The organism is Rhizobium sp. HT1-10 (assembly GCF_049472505.1).
GTDB lineage: Bacteria > Pseudomonadota > Alphaproteobacteria > Rhizobiales > Rhizobiaceae > Rhizobium.
Map to the genome: position 1 here is coordinate 25,102 of NZ_JBCEBQ010000006.1, position 16,644 is coordinate 41,745.

Annotated in this window: 15 protein-coding genes; 10 read left to right on the top strand and 5 right to left on the bottom strand. The window is 61.7% G+C overall.

The window, feature by feature from the left end; translation table 11 throughout:
* Positions 1 to 7: 7 nt before the first annotated feature.
* Together VH564_RS16080 and VH564_RS16085 are read left to right on the top strand one after the other, a co-directional pair.
* Positions 8 to 1,030, top strand: a complete 1,023-nt coding sequence (locus VH564_RS16080; protein WP_423340868.1) for a LacI family DNA-binding transcriptional regulator — start codon at positions 8 to 10, stop codon at positions 1,028 to 1,030.
* 19 nt (positions 1,031 to 1,049) lie between these two features.
* Positions 1,050 to 2,009, top strand: coding sequence for a 2-hydroxyacid dehydrogenase (locus tag VH564_RS16085; protein ID WP_423340869.1), 960 nt, complete (start codon positions 1,050 to 1,052; stop codon positions 2,007 to 2,009).
* A gap of 7 nt (positions 2,010 to 2,016) precedes the next feature.
* Here VH564_RS16085 and VH564_RS16090 read toward each other — a convergent pair whose 3' ends face one another.
* Complete coding sequence (locus VH564_RS16090; protein WP_423340870.1) at positions 2,017 to 2,772, bottom strand: gamma-glutamyl-gamma-aminobutyrate hydrolase family protein; 756 nt, start codon at positions 2,770 to 2,772, stop codon at positions 2,017 to 2,019.
* 193 nt (positions 2,773 to 2,965) lie between these two features.
* Here VH564_RS16090 and VH564_RS16095 point away from each other — a divergent pair, with 193 nt between their 5' ends.
* The 4 genes from VH564_RS16095 (at position 2,966) to VH564_RS16110 (ending at position 7,897) form a co-directional block, all read left to right on the top strand.
* The gene (locus VH564_RS16095; protein WP_423340871.1) at positions 2,966 to 4,069 is read left to right on the top strand and encodes a TRAP transporter substrate-binding protein; all 1,104 of its coding nucleotides are present in this window, start codon (positions 2,966 to 2,968) and stop codon (positions 4,067 to 4,069) included.
* A 182-nt stretch (positions 4,070 to 4,251) separates the two neighbouring features.
* Positions 4,252 to 6,564 (top strand): putative bifunctional diguanylate cyclase/phosphodiesterase, encoded by a 2,313-nt coding sequence (locus VH564_RS16100; RefSeq protein WP_423340872.1) that lies wholly within the window; start codon positions 4,252 to 4,254, stop codon positions 6,562 to 6,564.
* 177 nt (positions 6,565 to 6,741) lie between these two features.
* The gene (locus VH564_RS16105) at positions 6,742 to 7,518 is read left to right on the top strand and encodes an N-acyl amino acid synthase FeeM domain-containing protein (RefSeq protein WP_423340873.1); all 777 of its coding nucleotides are present in this window, start codon (positions 6,742 to 6,744) and stop codon (positions 7,516 to 7,518) included.
* A 154-nt stretch (positions 7,519 to 7,672) separates the two neighbouring features.
* Entirely contained in the window at positions 7,673 to 7,897 is a 225-nt protein-coding gene (locus VH564_RS16110; protein WP_423340874.1) for an aa3-type cytochrome c oxidase subunit IV, read from the top strand.
* A 56-nt stretch (positions 7,898 to 7,953) separates the two neighbouring features.
* Here VH564_RS16110 and VH564_RS16115 read toward each other — a convergent pair whose 3' ends face one another.
* The 3 genes from VH564_RS16115 to rpsU form a co-directional block, all read right to left on the bottom strand.
* Positions 7,954 to 9,081: an NAD(P)/FAD-dependent oxidoreductase gene (locus tag VH564_RS16115; RefSeq protein WP_423340875.1), complete on the bottom strand. Its 1,128-nt coding sequence runs from the start codon at positions 9,079 to 9,081 to the stop codon at positions 7,954 to 7,956.
* Between the two features lie 110 nt (positions 9,082 to 9,191).
* Positions 9,192 to 9,998 carry a tetratricopeptide repeat protein gene (locus VH564_RS16120; protein ID WP_423340876.1) on the bottom strand — a complete coding sequence of 269 codons (807 nt, stop codon included), beginning with the start codon at positions 9,996 to 9,998 and terminating at the stop codon, positions 9,192 to 9,194.
* Positions 9,999 to 10,188: 190 nt separating this feature from the next.
* Entirely contained in the window at positions 10,189 to 10,449 is a 261-nt protein-coding gene (gene rpsU, locus VH564_RS16125; RefSeq protein ID WP_423341089.1) for a 30S ribosomal protein S21, read from the bottom strand.
* 218 nt (positions 10,450 to 10,667) lie between these two features.
* Between rpsU and VH564_RS16130 the strand changes: the two genes are divergently transcribed.
* Both VH564_RS16130 and VH564_RS16135 read left to right on the top strand, forming a co-directional pair.
* The gene (locus tag VH564_RS16130; protein WP_423340877.1) at positions 10,668 to 11,213 is read left to right on the top strand and encodes a Pycsar system effector family protein; all 546 of its coding nucleotides are present in this window, start codon (positions 10,668 to 10,670) and stop codon (positions 11,211 to 11,213) included.
* Between the two features lie 111 nt (positions 11,214 to 11,324).
* The gene (locus VH564_RS16135; protein WP_423340878.1) at positions 11,325 to 12,911 is read left to right on the top strand and encodes an adenylate/guanylate cyclase domain-containing protein; all 1,587 of its coding nucleotides are present in this window, start codon (positions 11,325 to 11,327) and stop codon (positions 12,909 to 12,911) included.
* Between the two features lie 191 nt (positions 12,912 to 13,102).
* Here VH564_RS16135 and VH564_RS16140 read toward each other — a convergent pair whose 3' ends face one another.
* Complete coding sequence (locus VH564_RS16140; protein ID WP_423340879.1) at positions 13,103 to 13,876, bottom strand: SDR family oxidoreductase; 774 nt, start codon at positions 13,874 to 13,876, stop codon at positions 13,103 to 13,105.
* Between the two features lie 107 nt (positions 13,877 to 13,983).
* Between VH564_RS16140 and VH564_RS16145 the strand changes: the two genes are divergently transcribed.
* Both VH564_RS16145 and VH564_RS16150 read left to right on the top strand, forming a co-directional pair.
* Positions 13,984 to 14,859: a helix-turn-helix domain-containing protein gene (locus tag VH564_RS16145; protein WP_423340880.1), complete on the top strand. Its 876-nt coding sequence runs from the start codon at positions 13,984 to 13,986 to the stop codon at positions 14,857 to 14,859.
* 298 nt (positions 14,860 to 15,157) lie between these two features.
* A complete protein-coding gene (locus VH564_RS16150; RefSeq protein ID WP_423340881.1) occupies positions 15,158 to 16,411 on the top strand; it encodes a sarcosine oxidase subunit beta family protein in 1,254 nt (417 codons plus the stop codon).
* Positions 16,412 to 16,644: the final 233 nt, after the last annotated feature.

Sequence of the window (16,644 nt, forward strand, 5' to 3'; positions counted from 1 at the left end):
GAGATACGTGGTCCAGAAGATAAAGCTATCGACAATCGCCGGAACGCTCGGAATCTCGACAGCGACGGTGTCGCTCGCCCTGCGCGACAGCCCGCTGGTGGCGGTAACGACGCGCGAGCGGATCAAGGACCAGGCGCGGGCGCTCGGCTATATCTACAACCGCCGTGCCGCCAGCCTGCGCACCTCGCGCTCGGGCATCATCGGTGTCGTCGTGCACGATATCATGAATCCGTTCTACGGCGAGATCCTCAAGGCAATCGAGACCGAACTCGATCGTAGCCGCCACACCTTCATTCTCTCCAATCACTATGATTCGGTCGAGAAGCAGAGGACCTTCATCGAGACGCTGCTGCAGTTGGGCGGCGACGGCGTCATCATGTCGCCGGCAATCGGCACACCGGTCGAGGACCTGGCGCTGGCCGAAGAGAACGGCATGCCGGCCATTCTCGTTGCCCGCTCGATGGAAGCGCTGGGGCTGCCGACCTTCCGGGGCGACGACAGCTATGGGATTTCGCTGGCCACGAACCATCTGATCGGTCTTGGGCATCGGTCCATCGCCATGATCGGTGGCACGGACCAGACATCGACCGGCCGCGACCGCTACCATGGCTATGTCAACGCGCTGCGCAAGGCTGGCATCGAGGTCGATCCGGACCTGCGCATCCCCGGGCCGCGCTCCAAGCAGGGTGGCTTCGAGGCGGCCGTGCATTTCCTGTCGTTGCCGCAGAAGCCGACGGCTGCCGTCTGCTGGAACGATCTGGTGGCGATCGGCCTGATGAACGGCATCGCACGCGCCGGGCTGGTGCCGGGCAAGGATATTTCGGTCACCGGCTATGACGATCTTGAGGAGGCAGCGATTGCGACGCCGGCGCTGACGACGGTCTGGAACGGCCAGGCCGAGGTCGGCAGGCTTGCGGCGCGTGCGCTTTTGGATAGGCTGTCCGGCAGCCACGAACCCGACGGCATCCATCTCATCAAGCCTGAGATGCGCATCCGCCAGTCGACAGAGCCCTATCGTCCGCGTCCCTGACGATCACCGAGAGAGTTTCATGCCAGACACACGTCCCGCCGTCCTCGTTCTTTCCGATGTCCATCCGCATGTCGCCGAAGCGCTCGCAGAGCGGTTCGAGGTGGTTCTTGTCGAGCGCAGCGAGCGGTTGCGGATCGAACCGGCGACAGCCGAGCGCATCCGGGCCGCGGCCTCCTCCGGCAGTTTCAACTCCGCCTGGATGGATCAGTTGCCGCATCTCCAGCTGATTGCCAATTTCGGCGTCGGTTATGACGGCGTCGACATCGCCCACGCGGTGGCGCGCCGCGTTATCGTCACCAACACACCCGACGTCCTCAATGACGAGGTTGCCGACACCACCATCGGCCTGCTGCTGAATACAGTCCGACAATTCGCCAAGGCCGAGCAATGGCTGCGGGCCGGAAACTGGGCCGGCGGGCCCTATCCGTTGACGCCGTTCTCGCTGACGGGCCGGCATGTGGGGATTTTCGGGCTGGGTCGCATCGGTAAGGAGATCGCCAACAGGCTGCAGCCGTTCAAGGTGAAGATCAGCTACCATACGCGCACGCGGCACCCGGACGTCGATTATGACTATTATCCGACGCTGAAAGACATGGCCTCCGCGGTCGACACGCTGATTGCGATCGTGCCGAAGACGGCTGCCACCCACAAGGTCATCGATGCGGAGATCATGCGGGCTCTCGGGCCGCAGGGGGTTTTGATCAATGTCGGTCGCGGCTGGTCGGTCGATGAGGACGACCTGATCGCGACACTGGGCGACGGCACGCTGGGCGCGGCAGGTCTCGACGTGTTCTACGACGAGCCGCATGTTCCGCAAGTGCTGCTGGCTCTCCCCAACGCGACCTTGCTGCCGCATATCGGCTCTTCGACGGTGCCGACCCGCCACGCGATGGCCGATCTGGTCGCCAATAACATCATCCGCTGGCTCGACAGCGGTCATGCGATCACGCCGGTGCCGGAGACGCCGCTGAAGCGATAGGGCGGAGCTATTTCGTGCGCGTCGCTACATAGGCGCGCACGGCGTCCCCATAGGCTTCGAACAGCTGGCGCGACGGTGCGTCGGTCTCTGCCCAATATTCCGGATGCCACTGGACGCCGACGGCAAAGCCCTTGGCGTCGATGACTGAGACGGCCTCCACCGTGCCGTCCGGTGCCGTGGCCTCGACCTGCAGGCGGCGCGCCGGCGTGGCGATCGCCTGGCGGTGCAGCGAGTTTACCTGGATATCCTGGCTGCCGAGATAGCGGGCAATGCAGGACCCCTCCTTGATCTTCACCGTCTGGCGGATGGCATACATGGCGTCGCGCTCGGGAACCGGCGGCTTGCGATGGTCGTCGCGGCCGGGCTGTTCCTGGATCTCGCTGTCGAGCGTGCCGCCGAGGGCGACGTTGAGTTCCTGGATGCCGCGGCAGATGGCCAAGAGCGGCATGCCACGATCAATGGCGTGGCGGATCAGCGGCAGCGAGGTTGCGTCGCGGGCGGGATCGAAGGGGCCATGCTCCTCGGTTGCCTCGACGCCGTAGAGCGAGGGGTGAACGTTGCTGGCGGCGCCCGAGACAAGAACGCCATCCACGCGGTCCAGAATGGCATCGGTGTCATAACCTTCTTCCACGGCCGGCACGATCAGCGCCATCACCCCCGCAGCATTCAGCGCGGCGCGGACATATTGGCTCTGGACCGCATGCCAGCCGCTGCCCTCGAAGAGACGGAAATCGGCGGGAATGGCGACGATCGGCTTTGTCATGCAAGGCTCCGGTAAAAATGCCCGATTTATAGGATGGTTAGGACCGCAGAATGCTAGGGAAGTCAAGATTCGCGGTGTGCCGCAGACATCCCGAGGGTTGAAACGGGAAGGGCGAAATGGTTAGGTCTTGGCAATCTTGTGCATGCGGAAAGGTGTTGCCCTTCTGCGGATCTGCAATCGTGGGAGGATGTTGATGGATCGCCGATCGTTCATCGCAAAAGCGGGTTTCATGGGCGCCGCTGCCTCGAGCGCGCTGGCCGCGCCGGCGATAGCGCAGCAGAGCCCCAAGGTCACCTGGCGGATGACGTCGTCCTTTCCCAAAAGCCTGGACACGATCTATGGCGGTATCGACGATATCGCCGGGCGGGTGTCCGATGCGACCGACGGCAACTTCACCATCCAGACCTTCGAGGCCGGCGAAATCGTGCCGGGCATGCAGGCGGCCGATGCGGTCAGTGCCGGTACGGTCGACGCGGCCCATACCTGCTCCTACTATTTCTGGAATAAGGACCCGACCTACGCCATCGGCACGTCGCTGCCCTTTGGGCTGAACGCGCGGCTGAGCAACGCCTGGTACTACCAGGGCAACGGCAATGCGCTGATGAACGAATTCTACGCGACGCAGGGCCTCTACGGCCTGCCGGCCGGAAACACCGGCGTGCAGATGGGTGGCTGGTTCCGCAAGGAGATCAACACGCTCGACGACCTGCGTGGATTGAAGATGCGGATTTCCGGCTTGGCGGGCAAGGTCATATCCAAGATCGGCGTCGTGCCGCAGCAGGATCTCGCTGCCGGCGACATCTATGCGGCTCTCGAAAAGGGGACGCTCGATGCCTGCGAATGGGTCGGGCCTTATGATGATTTGAAACTCGGCTTCCAAAAGGTTGCCAAGTATTACTACTATCCGGGCTGGTGGGAGGGAGGCGCGGTCATCCATGCGCTTTTCAATCTGGAGAAGTGGAATAACCTGCCGAAGAGCTACCAGACGGTGTTGGCCGATGCTTGCGCCTTTGCCAATTCCAACATGCTGGCCAAGTACGATGTCAAGAACCCGCAGGCTCTAAAGGCGGTTGTCGACCAGGGCGTGACGTTGCGGCCCTTCAGCCAGGAGATCATGGAAGCCTGCTTCCAGGCGGCGATGGCAATCTACGCCGATCTCTCGAAGTCGAACGCTTACTTCAAGAAGATCTACGACGATCAGGTTGCCTATAAGAAGGATGCCTATCTCTGGATGCAACTTTCCGAGTACACTTACGACACCTTCATGATGATCCAGCAAAGAGCGGGCAAGCTTTGACGTAGATAATCTTTGTTTCCGACGGATTTATTTCACGACAGCCGATTTTCATTAAAAATTTAATTTAATATATGGTCATGTTAAGGCGGACGCTGCTTTGTTGGCTGAAGCTTGGGGCCGCGGGAGCAATTAATTTTTAAGGGGTTTGACCTAAGGTCCCCGGCGTATCAGGGGAACTGTGGATGAAGCCTCAAGACCCGAACGGCGTTCCGACAGATGTCTACCTGTCATTCGTCAGTTCACTGTTTGGAAACCGCCAGACGCTTTTCACCGGCATGATCGTGCAGATCATGACTTATGCTGCCGTGTTTTCAAAATCCGGATCGCATTTTTATCTCTATCTGACCGCCATATTCTGCCTTGTCTGTGCCTATCGCATCTACTGGTTCCACCGCTTCGACGTGGCCGACAAGGCGGCGATGAGCCGGGACGACATCGCGCAGTGGGAACGTCGTTATCTCTATGGCGGCGTGTCGACGACGACGCTGCTCGGCCTGGGCAGCGGCTTTGCCGTGTTGGTGCTGCAGGATACGTTTGCCGAGATCGCCTGCGTGGCCGTTACCCTGGCTTCGATGGTCTCCGTCGTCGGCCGCAATTTCGGTTCGCCGAAGGCCGTCAATCTGCAGACCATCTCCGCTTCGCTGCCGATCAGCCTTGGCTTTCTATTCCTGTTCGACCCTTACATGGTGCTGCTGTCGCTGACGCTCATTCCCTTTGTGCTGACGACGCGGTCGATGGCCAACGGTGTGCGCGAATTCCTTTACAAGAATGTCATCGCCGCGCGCGAAATCTCACTTATCAACGACCGCTTCGACACCGCTCTCAACAACATGACGCATGGCCTGTTCATGCTGGATTCGAAAAACCGAATCCTGGTCGTCAACCGCAAGGCTTGTGAGCTGCTGCATCTTACCAACCAGGAGCAGCTGAAGGATTGCGAACTGGATGTCGTGTTGCGCTATGGCGTCCGGAATGCCTTCATCGACGGCTCGTTGCCGGGATTGATCCAGCGGCAGCTGGCGCAGTTGGTCGACGGATCGCTGTCGAGAACGCTGATCCAGTTTAACGACAACCTGTTTCTGGAATTTTCGGCCAGCCGTCGTGGCGATGGCGTTGTCATCCTGATCTTCGAGGATGTGACCGCCCGGATCGGAGCTGAGCGCAAGATCCTGCATATGGTGCGCTACGACTCGCTGACAGGTCTGCCGAACCGCGAGCACTTCATCGACCGCGTCAAGGACAGTCTTCAGTCCCGCGCCAAAGCCGGGGCGGTCGGGTTCATGGTTGTCGATATCGACGATTTCAAACATGTCAACGACATGAAGGGACATATCGTCGGCGACCATCTGCTCGTGGAGATCGCCGCGCGGATCCAGCAGCGGGCCGCAGGGCAGGCGCTGGTCGCGCGACTGATGGGCGATCAGTTCGTGCTGTTCTTTCCGAACGAGGACCAGCAACCCGATCTCGGAAAGCGCATGTGCGTGCTGCACGGCGCCATCGGCGGCGACTACACGATCGATGACACGACCTTCCGCATTTCTGCCAGCGCCGGCTACGTGGTTATCGAGAGCCAGGATTTCCGCCCGGAGGAGTGGCAGATCAAGGTGGATCTTGCTCTTTTCGAAGTGAAGTCACGCGCCAAGGGCACATGCTCGGCCTTCGAAGCGGAAATGGATGCGCGCTATCTGGAGCGCCAGAAGCTCAAGGACGACCTGCGAGAAGCGGTCGAGCAGGGCCATCTGCATGCTGTCTATCAACCGATGTTCGTACCGGACGGGAGCTTCATCGATTGCTGCGAGGCGCTGTCGCGCTGGAACCATCCGGACAAGGGCATGGTTCCGCCAGATGTCTTCATCCAGATTGCCGAGGAGATGGGCATCGTCTCCGGCATCACCCGGCACGTCCTCAACCAGGCATGCCGCGATTGCATGACCTGGCCCGAGACGATTTCCGTGTCGGTCAATCTTTCCGTCCAGGATCTGCGCGACGTCAACATTGTCACCGTCGTCGCCGAGGCGCTGAAAAACTCCGGTCTGGCGGCATCGCGCCTGCATCTGGAGGTGACGGAAAGCTGTCTCATCAACGAGGTGACGACGGTCAGCGCCATTCTCGGCGAGTTGCGCCGCATGGGCATCACCATCGCCATCGACGATTTCGGGACCGGCTTCTCAAGCTTGTCCTACCTCGATACGCTGCCGGTCGATGTCGTCAAGATCGACCGATCCTTCGTGCGCGCGATCACCGAGGACGAGCGTCGCCTGAAATTGCTGCGGGGGACTGTCAACCTGTCGCGCGAACTCGGCCTCGAGATCGTCGTGGAAGGCGTCGAGACCCGGGAGCAGCTGCTGCTGATCAACAAGTATCACTGCGCGGACTTCGTGCAGGGCTATGTTTTTTCAAAGCCGGTGACCAACGAGGGCCTGCTGGCTTTGACCGCAAGTCTCGATGCGAAACGCAAGCTGGCCGAGGTCGACGCCACCGTCGGGACTATTTAATTTTCCTTAAGTCGGATATTTTTACAAGCTTTAATGCTTATATAATTGATATTGATGACGAATTTTGCAGGCGTTAACCTTAATGAAAACTTTTTTATTAAATTTTTAATCCTTCATTGTGCGGTTCCATGCCGTCGCGCATTAATGTCTCATTAAGAATTTGAGGCTGTTCGCGTAATGCAAAATGAAATTGTGAAAAGCAGTTTTTCCGGCAAGCTTCTCGAAATTCTCGACCGTGTGGAGTACCGGCGCGTTGAGAGCCAGGAGGACATGGAGGAGGTGGCTCGCATGCGGTATCGGGCCTACAAGCTTGCCAACATCCTGACACTGAACGAGGCCAGGCTGATCGACCCCGTCGATTTCGACGATCATGCCTATATTTTCGGGGTCTATTTCGAGGAGCGGCTGATCAGCACGGTGCGCATCCATCACGTGACGCCGGAGCATCGCGTGAGTATCACCCGCGACATGTATCCGAAGGAAATCGATGCCTTTCTCGATAGCGGCATGACGCTGATCGACCCCGTGCGCTTCGCCGCCGATCCGGAGATCATCGGCGAAATGCCGGCGCTGCCTTACCTGACGCTCAGGATCGCCTCGATGGCGGCGGATTACTTCGATGCGGACCGGGTGCTGCAACTTGTGAGCCCCCAGCATGCGCCCTTCTACAAGCGTGTGTTCTACGCCGATACGGTGGTGCCGGCGCAGGACGGTGTCGGCAAGTACAACATTCCGCTGACGCTGATGGCAACCCGGACGCGGGAGGTGCGGGCGGCCTTGTATGCGCGGTTCCCGTTCTTCGTGTCGCAGCCGCATGAGCGGCGAATGATGTTCAGACGCGCAGATGGCATCGGCTCCTCGCCGCTGACGATCCTGCCGACCGCACGCCTGGCTGCGGCTGCACAGGCTGCCAGCCAGGCGGCAGCGCAAGGCATCTTCCCGGGGACCGTCTGATCCCCGACACGAGGCTGGTTGCGGATTGCCTCTTTGATTGCTTTGTGAGACCCTTCGGTGAGGAGGCCACCGGCGATGCAGCGCGTTGCAGTGGCGGAGGAGTGACATTCGCCGGCAACCTATCGCCGGCATGCCGATCGAGGGGAGAACAAGCATGGCAGAACATCCGACAGGTCCAGCGGAAACCGGTGCGCCGATGGACTACCGCGAGCACGAGAAGACCTACACCCTGTTCCTGAACGGCGCCAAATGGCTGAGCGTCTTCGTCGGGGCGTTGCTGATCGCCATGGCGGCCGGCTTCTTCGGCCATATCGGACTGATCGCCAGCGTGCTGATATTCCTGGTGCTGGCCGTCGCCGGCTTTGCCATGACACGATAGGTCGCAGGACGACAACAAATTGTCCGGTCGGTCGTTGCCGCGTTTCCGGCAGATGGCTAGGCGCGGCCGTGCGTCAGTCTAGCATTTCCCGAAGCGAAACGGCTGAAGCGCAGCGGTGCGAGCGAGGCATCTGGCGTGCCGCCGATGATTTCATTGGCGGCAAGCAGACCCACCAGCGGCGCCAGCGTCACGCCGGAATGCATCACCGCCAGATAAAGGCCGGGGGCCTGATCGACGGCGCCGATGATCGGAAAGCCGTCGACGGGGGTCGGGCGGTGGCCGACGGTGAAGGTTTCGAGCTCCAGCACGTCGCCGTTGCGCAGCATGGCCTTCATTGCCGAGAAAAGGTCGTCCGCCACGCCTTGCGGATCGGCACCCGGATCGCTGCCGCCGAAATCGCTGCCGGCAATGACCCGGCCTTCGCTCGTCTGGCGCATGTGCAGATGCGGGGCGATGACGAGGCCGTTCAGGATTTTCGCATGCGGCCGGGAGTGGACGATGAGGCCCGGTGGCGACGACATCGGTAGGTCGAGGCCGGCGGTCGTGGCGATGGCCAGCGAGCCGCTGCCGGCCGCAAGCACCACATGGTCGGCCCGCAGCGTGGCGTCCGATGTCCTGACCCCGACGATGCGGCCGCTCTCCTCGACCAAGCCCTCGACGACGACATCGGGCAGCAGCGTTGCCCCGAGGCGAAAGGCATCGCCCAGCATCAGCTTGGCCGCCACCACCGGCTCGACCGCGCCTTCCTCTGCTGCGAAAAGCGCAAATTCCGGCGGCTCGGCAAGGTTCGGCTCGATCGTGAGGCTTTTCGCGCGATCGACCGGGCGCAGGTCGTAGCCCCAGCCGCCATGCTCGACGGCATAGGCCTCGAGCTGGCCGACGGGCAGATCCCAGCAGAGGCCGCCGCTCCATTGCAGCGGCAGCGCTGGCAGGTCCTCGGCGAGCCTGGCCCATTCGCGCATCGACCGCAGGCGCAGGCGATAGTAGAACTCCGGGTTGCCCCAGCTGGCATTGATCCAGGCGAAGGAATTGGGCGTCGCCTCGCCGCCTGTCCTCGTGGCGACAACGGTCACGGCCGCGCCGCGCCGGGCCAGATGCCAGGCGATGGAGGCGCCGATGATGCCGGCGCCGATGACGATGACGGTGGGAGAGGCGGGGACCTGTGGGGCAGCGGAGTCGAGCAAGTGGAGCATCCCGTGTCTGAGGCGGATCACGACAAGCGGCCGCAGCGGACCCGCAGCGCGGCCTTGCGAAAAGGAGGATGCCCGGCGCTGGCGACGCCGGGCCTCAAAACTTAGCCGCGCAGGCGCGAAAGCCCGTCCTTGGCCGGCTGGAAGCGCGGGTCGAGGTTGAGGGCATGCTGGTAGGATTTCTGGGCCTTGGCCTTGTCGCCGCGCTGTTCGTAGACCAGCGCCTGGTTCGACCAGGATTCCGCCACCTTGTTGTCAAGGTCGATGGCGTGGTTGAAGTCGGCAAAGGCGTTGTCGAGATCCTTGTTGGCGATATAGGAAATGCCACGGCCGTTGTAGGGCTCGGGCGAGTTCGGCGACAGCGAGATCGCCTTCGAGAAATCGTCGATGGCCTTTTCCTGGTTGCCGCGCTTCTGGAAGATCAGGCCGCGGCCGTGATAGGCGCGCCCATCGGTGGTGCCGAGCTGGATGGCCTTGGAAAAGTCGTTGAAGGCCTGGTCGTCCTGGCCGGCGAGGCGATAGATATTGCCGCGACCGATATAGGCGACGTCGTAGTTCGGGTTGATCGACAGCGCTGCGGAATAATCGGCAGCCGCTTCCGCCTGCTTGCCCATGTTGCGGTAGACCAGCGCGCGGTTGGCATAGGCCTGGTAGAACTTCGGATTGAGCTGGATCGCCTGGTTGAAGTCGGCGAGCGACTTGGAGAATTCACCGGCGCGACCATAGGCCGATCCGCGCACGTTGTAGCCTTCCGGATCCGATGGATTGGTGGCGATGACCGAGCTCAGCGAGGAGATGTTTTCCTGCGAGCCCTGGGCCTTGTCGATGCGAATGACGGCATCGGTCGAGGTGGTCTGGCATCCGGCCAGGCCAAGGGCTGCGGCCAGCGCCAGCAGCGGCAATCCCGCCATCCCGGCCCGTGAAACAGAAGCGGACCGGATCGGGGTTCGGGACTGTTCATGCGTCATAAATGCCATTCCGGATTTCGCTTTCCATGCGGTCAGATCGGGCTATCCCGAGAGATGAGTTCATAAACTAGATTGGGGCGGCGGCGAATGATTCGCCCCGCCACAGATACATTCGAAAACGTCCAAATAACGGCTATGCGGTCTTTCCTTCGCGCTCCGCCTTCTTGCGGGCCAATTTTCGTGCGCGCCTGATAGCCTCGGCCTTTTCGCGGACGCGCTTTTCCGAGGGTTTCTCGTAGAAGCCGCGCATCTGCATTTCGCGAAAGATGCCCTCGCGCTGCATCTTCTTCTTCAGCGCCCTGAGCGCCTGATCGACATTGTTGTCGCGGACAAGTACCTGCACGAGAACACCGTTCCCCGGTTCGATTGCACCCCGCCAACCCGTCGATCCCAGTCACCGACCTTGACGGCAAAATTATGTCGTCCGCCCGGCTTGCGGCCGGGCGACTGGTCGTGGGGGATAGCAGATCGGGGGGCGGAAGTCCAGATTGGGGGATGGCGGAGGGGTCGGGAAAATGAGGGGATGGCGCTTGTATCGGCTGCTCTGCAAGGTTGTTTTGTCGGATGCCGGTTGATGCTATGAGTAGGCCCATGAGTTTGGGGGAGAGGGCCATGACGTCAGCTGCGGATACAGACGACATTCGAATATCGTCAGCACCCACTTTCGCAATTCATGTATCCGCCAGTCATCTCGATCACGTCATCAAAATCAACGACTCGTTTCACGAGCAGATAAAATCATCCGACCAGAAGGCAGCCTATATCTTCACGATCATGCTGGCTTTTCTGGCGACGACGACGGATCGCAACGCTGCGATCTCGATCGGTCAATTCACACGCAGCCTTAACGTCGGCGCGGTCGAAGAGGTCTGTTTCGCGCTCGCCTCCATCGTCGCCTTTGTCGGCGCCATCATGGTGGTCATTCCCCGCCACATTCCAAAATCGACGTCGCTTTACTGGCGTGGCTGGAAGCAGCATCGGGAGATCCTCCGAGGGGCCGCGCAAACGGGAGACCGGGGATATCTCTTCGACCAGTATATCGAGAATGCCGATGTTTTGGCGCTTATCGCTGGAAAGAAATCCTGGTGGGTCGGTGTGGCGTTTCGCGGGCTTCTCGTGGCTGCGCTGTCCTATGTCGCGATGCGAATATCCTTTTGAAGGATCGCGGTTCGCCCGATCTTTCCTGTCATGTCTTGACGCACTTCCAAGTTGTGTTTTCCAATATTTGTGACACGATGTGGCATGGGGAATGGCGTCTCGCACAGCATAATGTTGGAAGAGATTGCGCTTGCGGCAACCACGATGGCGCAGGCGAAGAACTGGCGTGGCGGCATAGACGTGTTGCTCGGCCGTCTCGGACGCGCCGCAAACGTCAGTCGGGTCTATCTCTTTGAAGTGGGGCAGACAGCGGATGGCGTGCTGACGCACAGCTGTTTTCACGACTGGGCCGCGCCCGGCCTCGACAGGCTGGCATCTTCCGTTCGCTACACGCGCGAGATCATCCAGGACTACGATCCGGTGTTCGACACCTGGATCGAGCGCCGTCGACGCGGTGAGCTGATCTTCGGCCATACCCGCGACCTCACCGGCATCTTGCGGGAGGATTTCGACTATCAGAAGATCAAATCCTACATGTCGATGCCGATCCATGTGAACGGGTCCTGGTGGGGGCATCTCGGCTTCGACGACTGTGTGGCCGAGCGTGAGTGGGTGCCGGCGGAAATCCATCTGTTGCAGACCACGGCCGCCCTCATCGGAGCGTCCGCAACGCAGGAGGATGCCGCCGGACGATATAACCGCCAGGAGAAGCTGCGGGCCGCCATGACGGATGTTGCGCTGGATGCCATCATCGTCCTCGATGGCAAAGGCATCGCCCGGGATTTCAATCCGGCGGCGGAAGCGATCTTCCGCCGATCACGAGAGGACGTGATCGGCAAGCCCATCGCTGATTTCATCATCCCCGAGAGACTGCGCCAGGGACATGACCGAGGCTTTCGGGCGGCGACAACAAGCAGGAATTTGCAAACGACGAACGGAAGGAGGGAGATGGTTGCCCTACGTGCCGACGGGTCGGAATTCCCGATGGAAATAGCGGTCGTGCAGGTGGATCTCGGTGACGAGGTTCTTCACGCGAGCTTCATCCGCGATCTTACGGAGCGCTACCGGTCGGAAGAACGCATGCGCGCCGCCGAGCGCGATCGGGCAAACCTGGCGCGTTTCTTCTCGCCGCAACTGGTCGAGCACATGATCGCCATCGACACGCCGCTGAAGAACGACAGCTATCAGCCGGCAACCGTCCTCTTCGTCGATATGGTCGGCTTCACGGCATTCTGCGCCGAGAACTGGCCACGCACCGTTATCGACACATTGCGCACCCTGCTCGGGATCCTCAGCGAGCAGGTGTTTGCCCATGGCGGTACGATCGACAAGTTTCTCGGCGACGGCCTGATGGCGGTATTCGGCTCGCCGCAGCAGGGGCCGCGCGACAGCACCAATGCGGTGCTTTGCGCGATGGCCATGCAGCAGGCGGTTTCGGACTGGAACGAACGATCCGGGCGCAGCGGTCAGGATGCCATTCAGATCGCCATCGGAATCCATGCCGGCCACGTCATCGTCGGCGATATCGGCAGCGAGCAGCGACTGGAATTCGCGGTCCTCGGCGACACGGTCAATATTGCGAGCCGCGTCGAGGGCAAATGCCGATCTCTCGATGCATCGATCCTGGTCACGGGGAGCGTGATGGATAGCCTGAAGGGCGAAGGAAGCCGGTCTGTCGCGGCTGATTTCATGGATTTTGGGATCCAGGACCTGCGGGGCCGCAGCGCATCCGTTCATCTTTTCGGGCGTCTGCGGTGATGCGGCGTTCCTTCTGGGCCTTGGGCGATCCGTCGGAGGCGCTGCACATCGGCCGGCCTTCGGTCGTCAACGGCTGCAAGATGGAGTAGACCTTCGCTTGGTGCCCTCTCCAAAAAACGGGCAACCGATGGCCCGGTTAGACGGGTCATCGGCCTTGTTCGAGATGGGGTCGGCGGAAATCTATCCTCGGCTTAGCGGGCGATGAAGCCGCCGTTGATGAAGAGCGTCTGGGCTGTCACCCAGCCGCCGCCCGGGCCGACCAGGAACTCGATCAATGGCGTGATCTCGTCGATCTCGCCGAGGCGGTTCTGGGGGCTCATGCCGGAGAGAAACGCCTTCGATTCCGCGCTCTCGACCGGGTAGAAGAAGGAGGTGTTGAGCGGGCCGGGTGCGACCGTGTTGACCGTGACGCCCCGGTGGCCGATTTCCTTGGCAAGGGCGCGCGTGAAGTGTTCGAGCGGCGCCTTGGAGCCGGCGTAGATGGCGTAGAGCCCGGTCGTTGCCGCTTGCAGCGTCGTGCCGATGTTGATGATCCGGCCGTTGTCGGCGATCCGCTTGGCGGCTTCCTGCATGCAGAAGAACGCCGCCTTGCTGTTGATCGCGAAGCTCTGGTCGAACTCGGCCTCGGTGATATCAATGAAGGGCTTCTTGACCACCTTGCCGACCGTGTTCACCACGATGTCGAGCTGGCCGAACGTCTGGTCGACCGCGTCGAACAATTTCACCACGTCGGCGACCTCGGTCAGGTCGGCGCTGAACAGAAGCGCTTCGGCACCGTGATGCCTGATCTCGGCGGCGGTCTCTTCCGCTTCGCCGCGGGAGGCTTCGCCGTGGTAGTGGACGGCCACGCCGCGGCAGCCGTTGCGCGCCAGCATGACGGCATAGGCGCGACCCTGGTTGCGCGTTGCACCCATCACCACCGCAATCTTGCCATCGATGTTTTTGTTCATGTCGTTGGTTGTCATTGTCTTTCTCCTTGTTGATGAGCAAGGAATAGGCGACATGAAGGGGTGCGGCTTTCAGGATACACGCATCGTTGTTAGTAAATCCGCACTGTGGACGGGGAACAGACATGTCAGATGCCATTCCGCCCGAAGCGCCCCATGTCGCCACCGCCGACAGGCCTGTTCCGAACTGGGGCCGGCTCGTCCGCTCGGATGTCGGGACGGCGGCATGGAACCGGCGGAACCCGGGCGAAATCAGCCAATCGATCCCCCATCATCTCGTGCTTTTGTCCTTCAAACCCTTCAGCAACCGCGAATCGCGCCTCGGCGGCACGCGGATCCGCACTGCTTCGGCTGCGAGCGGGTGCTGTGAGATCGTTCCGGCAGGCGCTGACTATTGGGCGCGCTGGCATGAGCCAAAGGAGGTGGCGGCATTCTCGCTGTCGCAGCCATGGCTCGATGACCTCGCCCAGTCCGACCTCGATCTACCGGCCGCTACCGTCGTCGCGGACGCCTTGCCGGTCGTCGACCGCCGTGTCGGGCTGCTCGGCGGCATGCTGCGCGACGAGCTGCGTGCGGGCACGCATGGCACGATGGTCGGCCTCGAGCTCGATTCGCTCCTCAACCTGCTCGGTATTCACCTGATCCGCCAATATGGCGTGGCCCGGCCCCAGAAGAATCTGGGCGGTCTGTCGGACCGGCAGTTCCGTCAGCTCCGCGATCACATGCAGGCGCATCTCACGGACGGCGTCAGGCTCGAAGACCTGGCTGTTCTGGTCGGGCTCTCCTCAAGCCAGCTGCTGCGCTCCTTCCGGCGCCGGACGGGCACCAGCCCGCACCAATATTTCACCCGCCTGCGCCTCGACGAAGCCCGCGCGCTGATCGTCAACGGGCCGCTGCCGCTCGCCGAGATCGCGCTTACCTGCGGCTTCTCCAGCCAAAGCCATCTCACGGCCATCATGCGCCGCGAAGACGGCCTGACCCCCGGCGCGCTGCGGGTGTAGACTTCGCGTGATCGGTCTGGCGCGAGCGCTTCGTCGTTTCATGAGGTATTCCTGATCGACGTCGCGAGCCGGGATGCCGCACCCGCAGCATGCCGCAAAAGCTGTGTGGCCTTTTCTCCAGCCAGACGACCGCTGTCCGCACATCCCCACTCCGTCCAAAATCCCCACCAAACCTCACCCCACCTGCGGCGTGTCGACGCAAAGGGCGAATGCGTCGCAAAAGAACCGTTGTGTCGGTTTTCGATTTGCGATTTGTATGGCCCATCGGAAGGGCTCTTCCCCAAGGAGTAAAGTGCGAATGCGGAAATACTCGGTTTTTGCCGTAGCGCGCGAGGCGTTGCGCGGGCACAAGGGCTGGGATGCCCAGTGGACCTCGCCCGAGCCGCGCAAGGAATACGATGTCGTCATCATCGGCGCCGGCGGGCATGGGCTGGGGGCGGCCTATTATCTCGCCAGGGAGCACGGCATCACCAATGTCGCGGTCATCGAGAAGGGCTGGCTCGGCGGTGGCAATACCGGCCGCAACACGACCATCATCCGCTCGAACTATCTCTACGAAGAGAGCATGCACATCTACGAGCACTCGCTGAAGCTTTGGGAAGGGCTGAGCCAGGAGCTGAACTACAACGTCATGTATTCGCCGCGCGGCGTGATGATGCTGTCGCACAATGTCCATGACCAGCAGTCCTTCAAGCGCCATATCCATGCCAACCGGCTCTATGGTATCGACAACGAGTGGATGACGCCGGAGCAGGCCAAGGCCTTCTGTCCGCCGCTCGATATCTCGGCCAGTGCCCGCTATCCGATCAACGGGGCTGCCCTGCAGCGCCGCGGCGGCACCGCCCGCCACGATGCCGTTGCCTGGGGCTATGCCCGCGCCGCTGCCGACCGCGGCGTTCACATCATCCAGAATTGCGAAGTCACCGGCATCCGCCGCGGCCCGAACGGTGAGGTCACCGGCGTCGACACGACGCGCGGTTTCATCGGCGCCAAGAAGATCGGCGTGTCCGCTGCCGGCCACACCTCGACGGTCATGAAGATGGCCGACGTGCGCGTGCCGCTGCACTCGACGCCGCTGCAGGCGCTGGTGTCCGAGCCGATGAAGCCGATCTTTCCCTGCGTCGTCATGTCGAACACCGTGCATGCCTATATCTCCCAGTCCGACAAGGGCGAGCTGGTGATCGGCGCCGGCACCGACCAGTACAATTCCTATTCCCAGACCGGCGGCCTGCAGATCATCACCCACACGCTGGATGCGATCTGCGAGCTGTTCCCGATGTTCCGCAGGGTCAAGATGATGCGCTCCTGGGGCGGCATCGTCGACAACACGCCGGATCGCTCGGCCATCCAGTCGAAGACGCCGGTGCCGGGGCTCTACGTCAATTGCGGCTGGGGCACGGGCGGCTTCAAGGCGACGCCGGGCTCGGCCAACCTCTTCGCCCACCTGATCGCCCGCGACGAGCCGCACAAGTTCTCGGCCGGCCTGGCGCTGGACCGTTTCCGGTCGGGTAGGCTGATCGACGAGGCGGCGGCCGCGGCGGTGGCGCATTGATGGCAACGATGTCTCGAGTTCGGAGCCACCCCCCTCTGTCACCTTCGGTGACATCTCCCCCACAAGGGGGGAGATCATTCATTTCCCTTAAGAAAACCGGCGTCGATGGTGATCTCCCCCCTTGTGGGGGAGATGTCCCGAAGGGACAGAGGGGGGTAGGCCGCCGCATCCGCGCCACTCTCCATCCTGCCGCCACGCATCACATCCGACATGCCCACCCGGCCGGGAGTTCC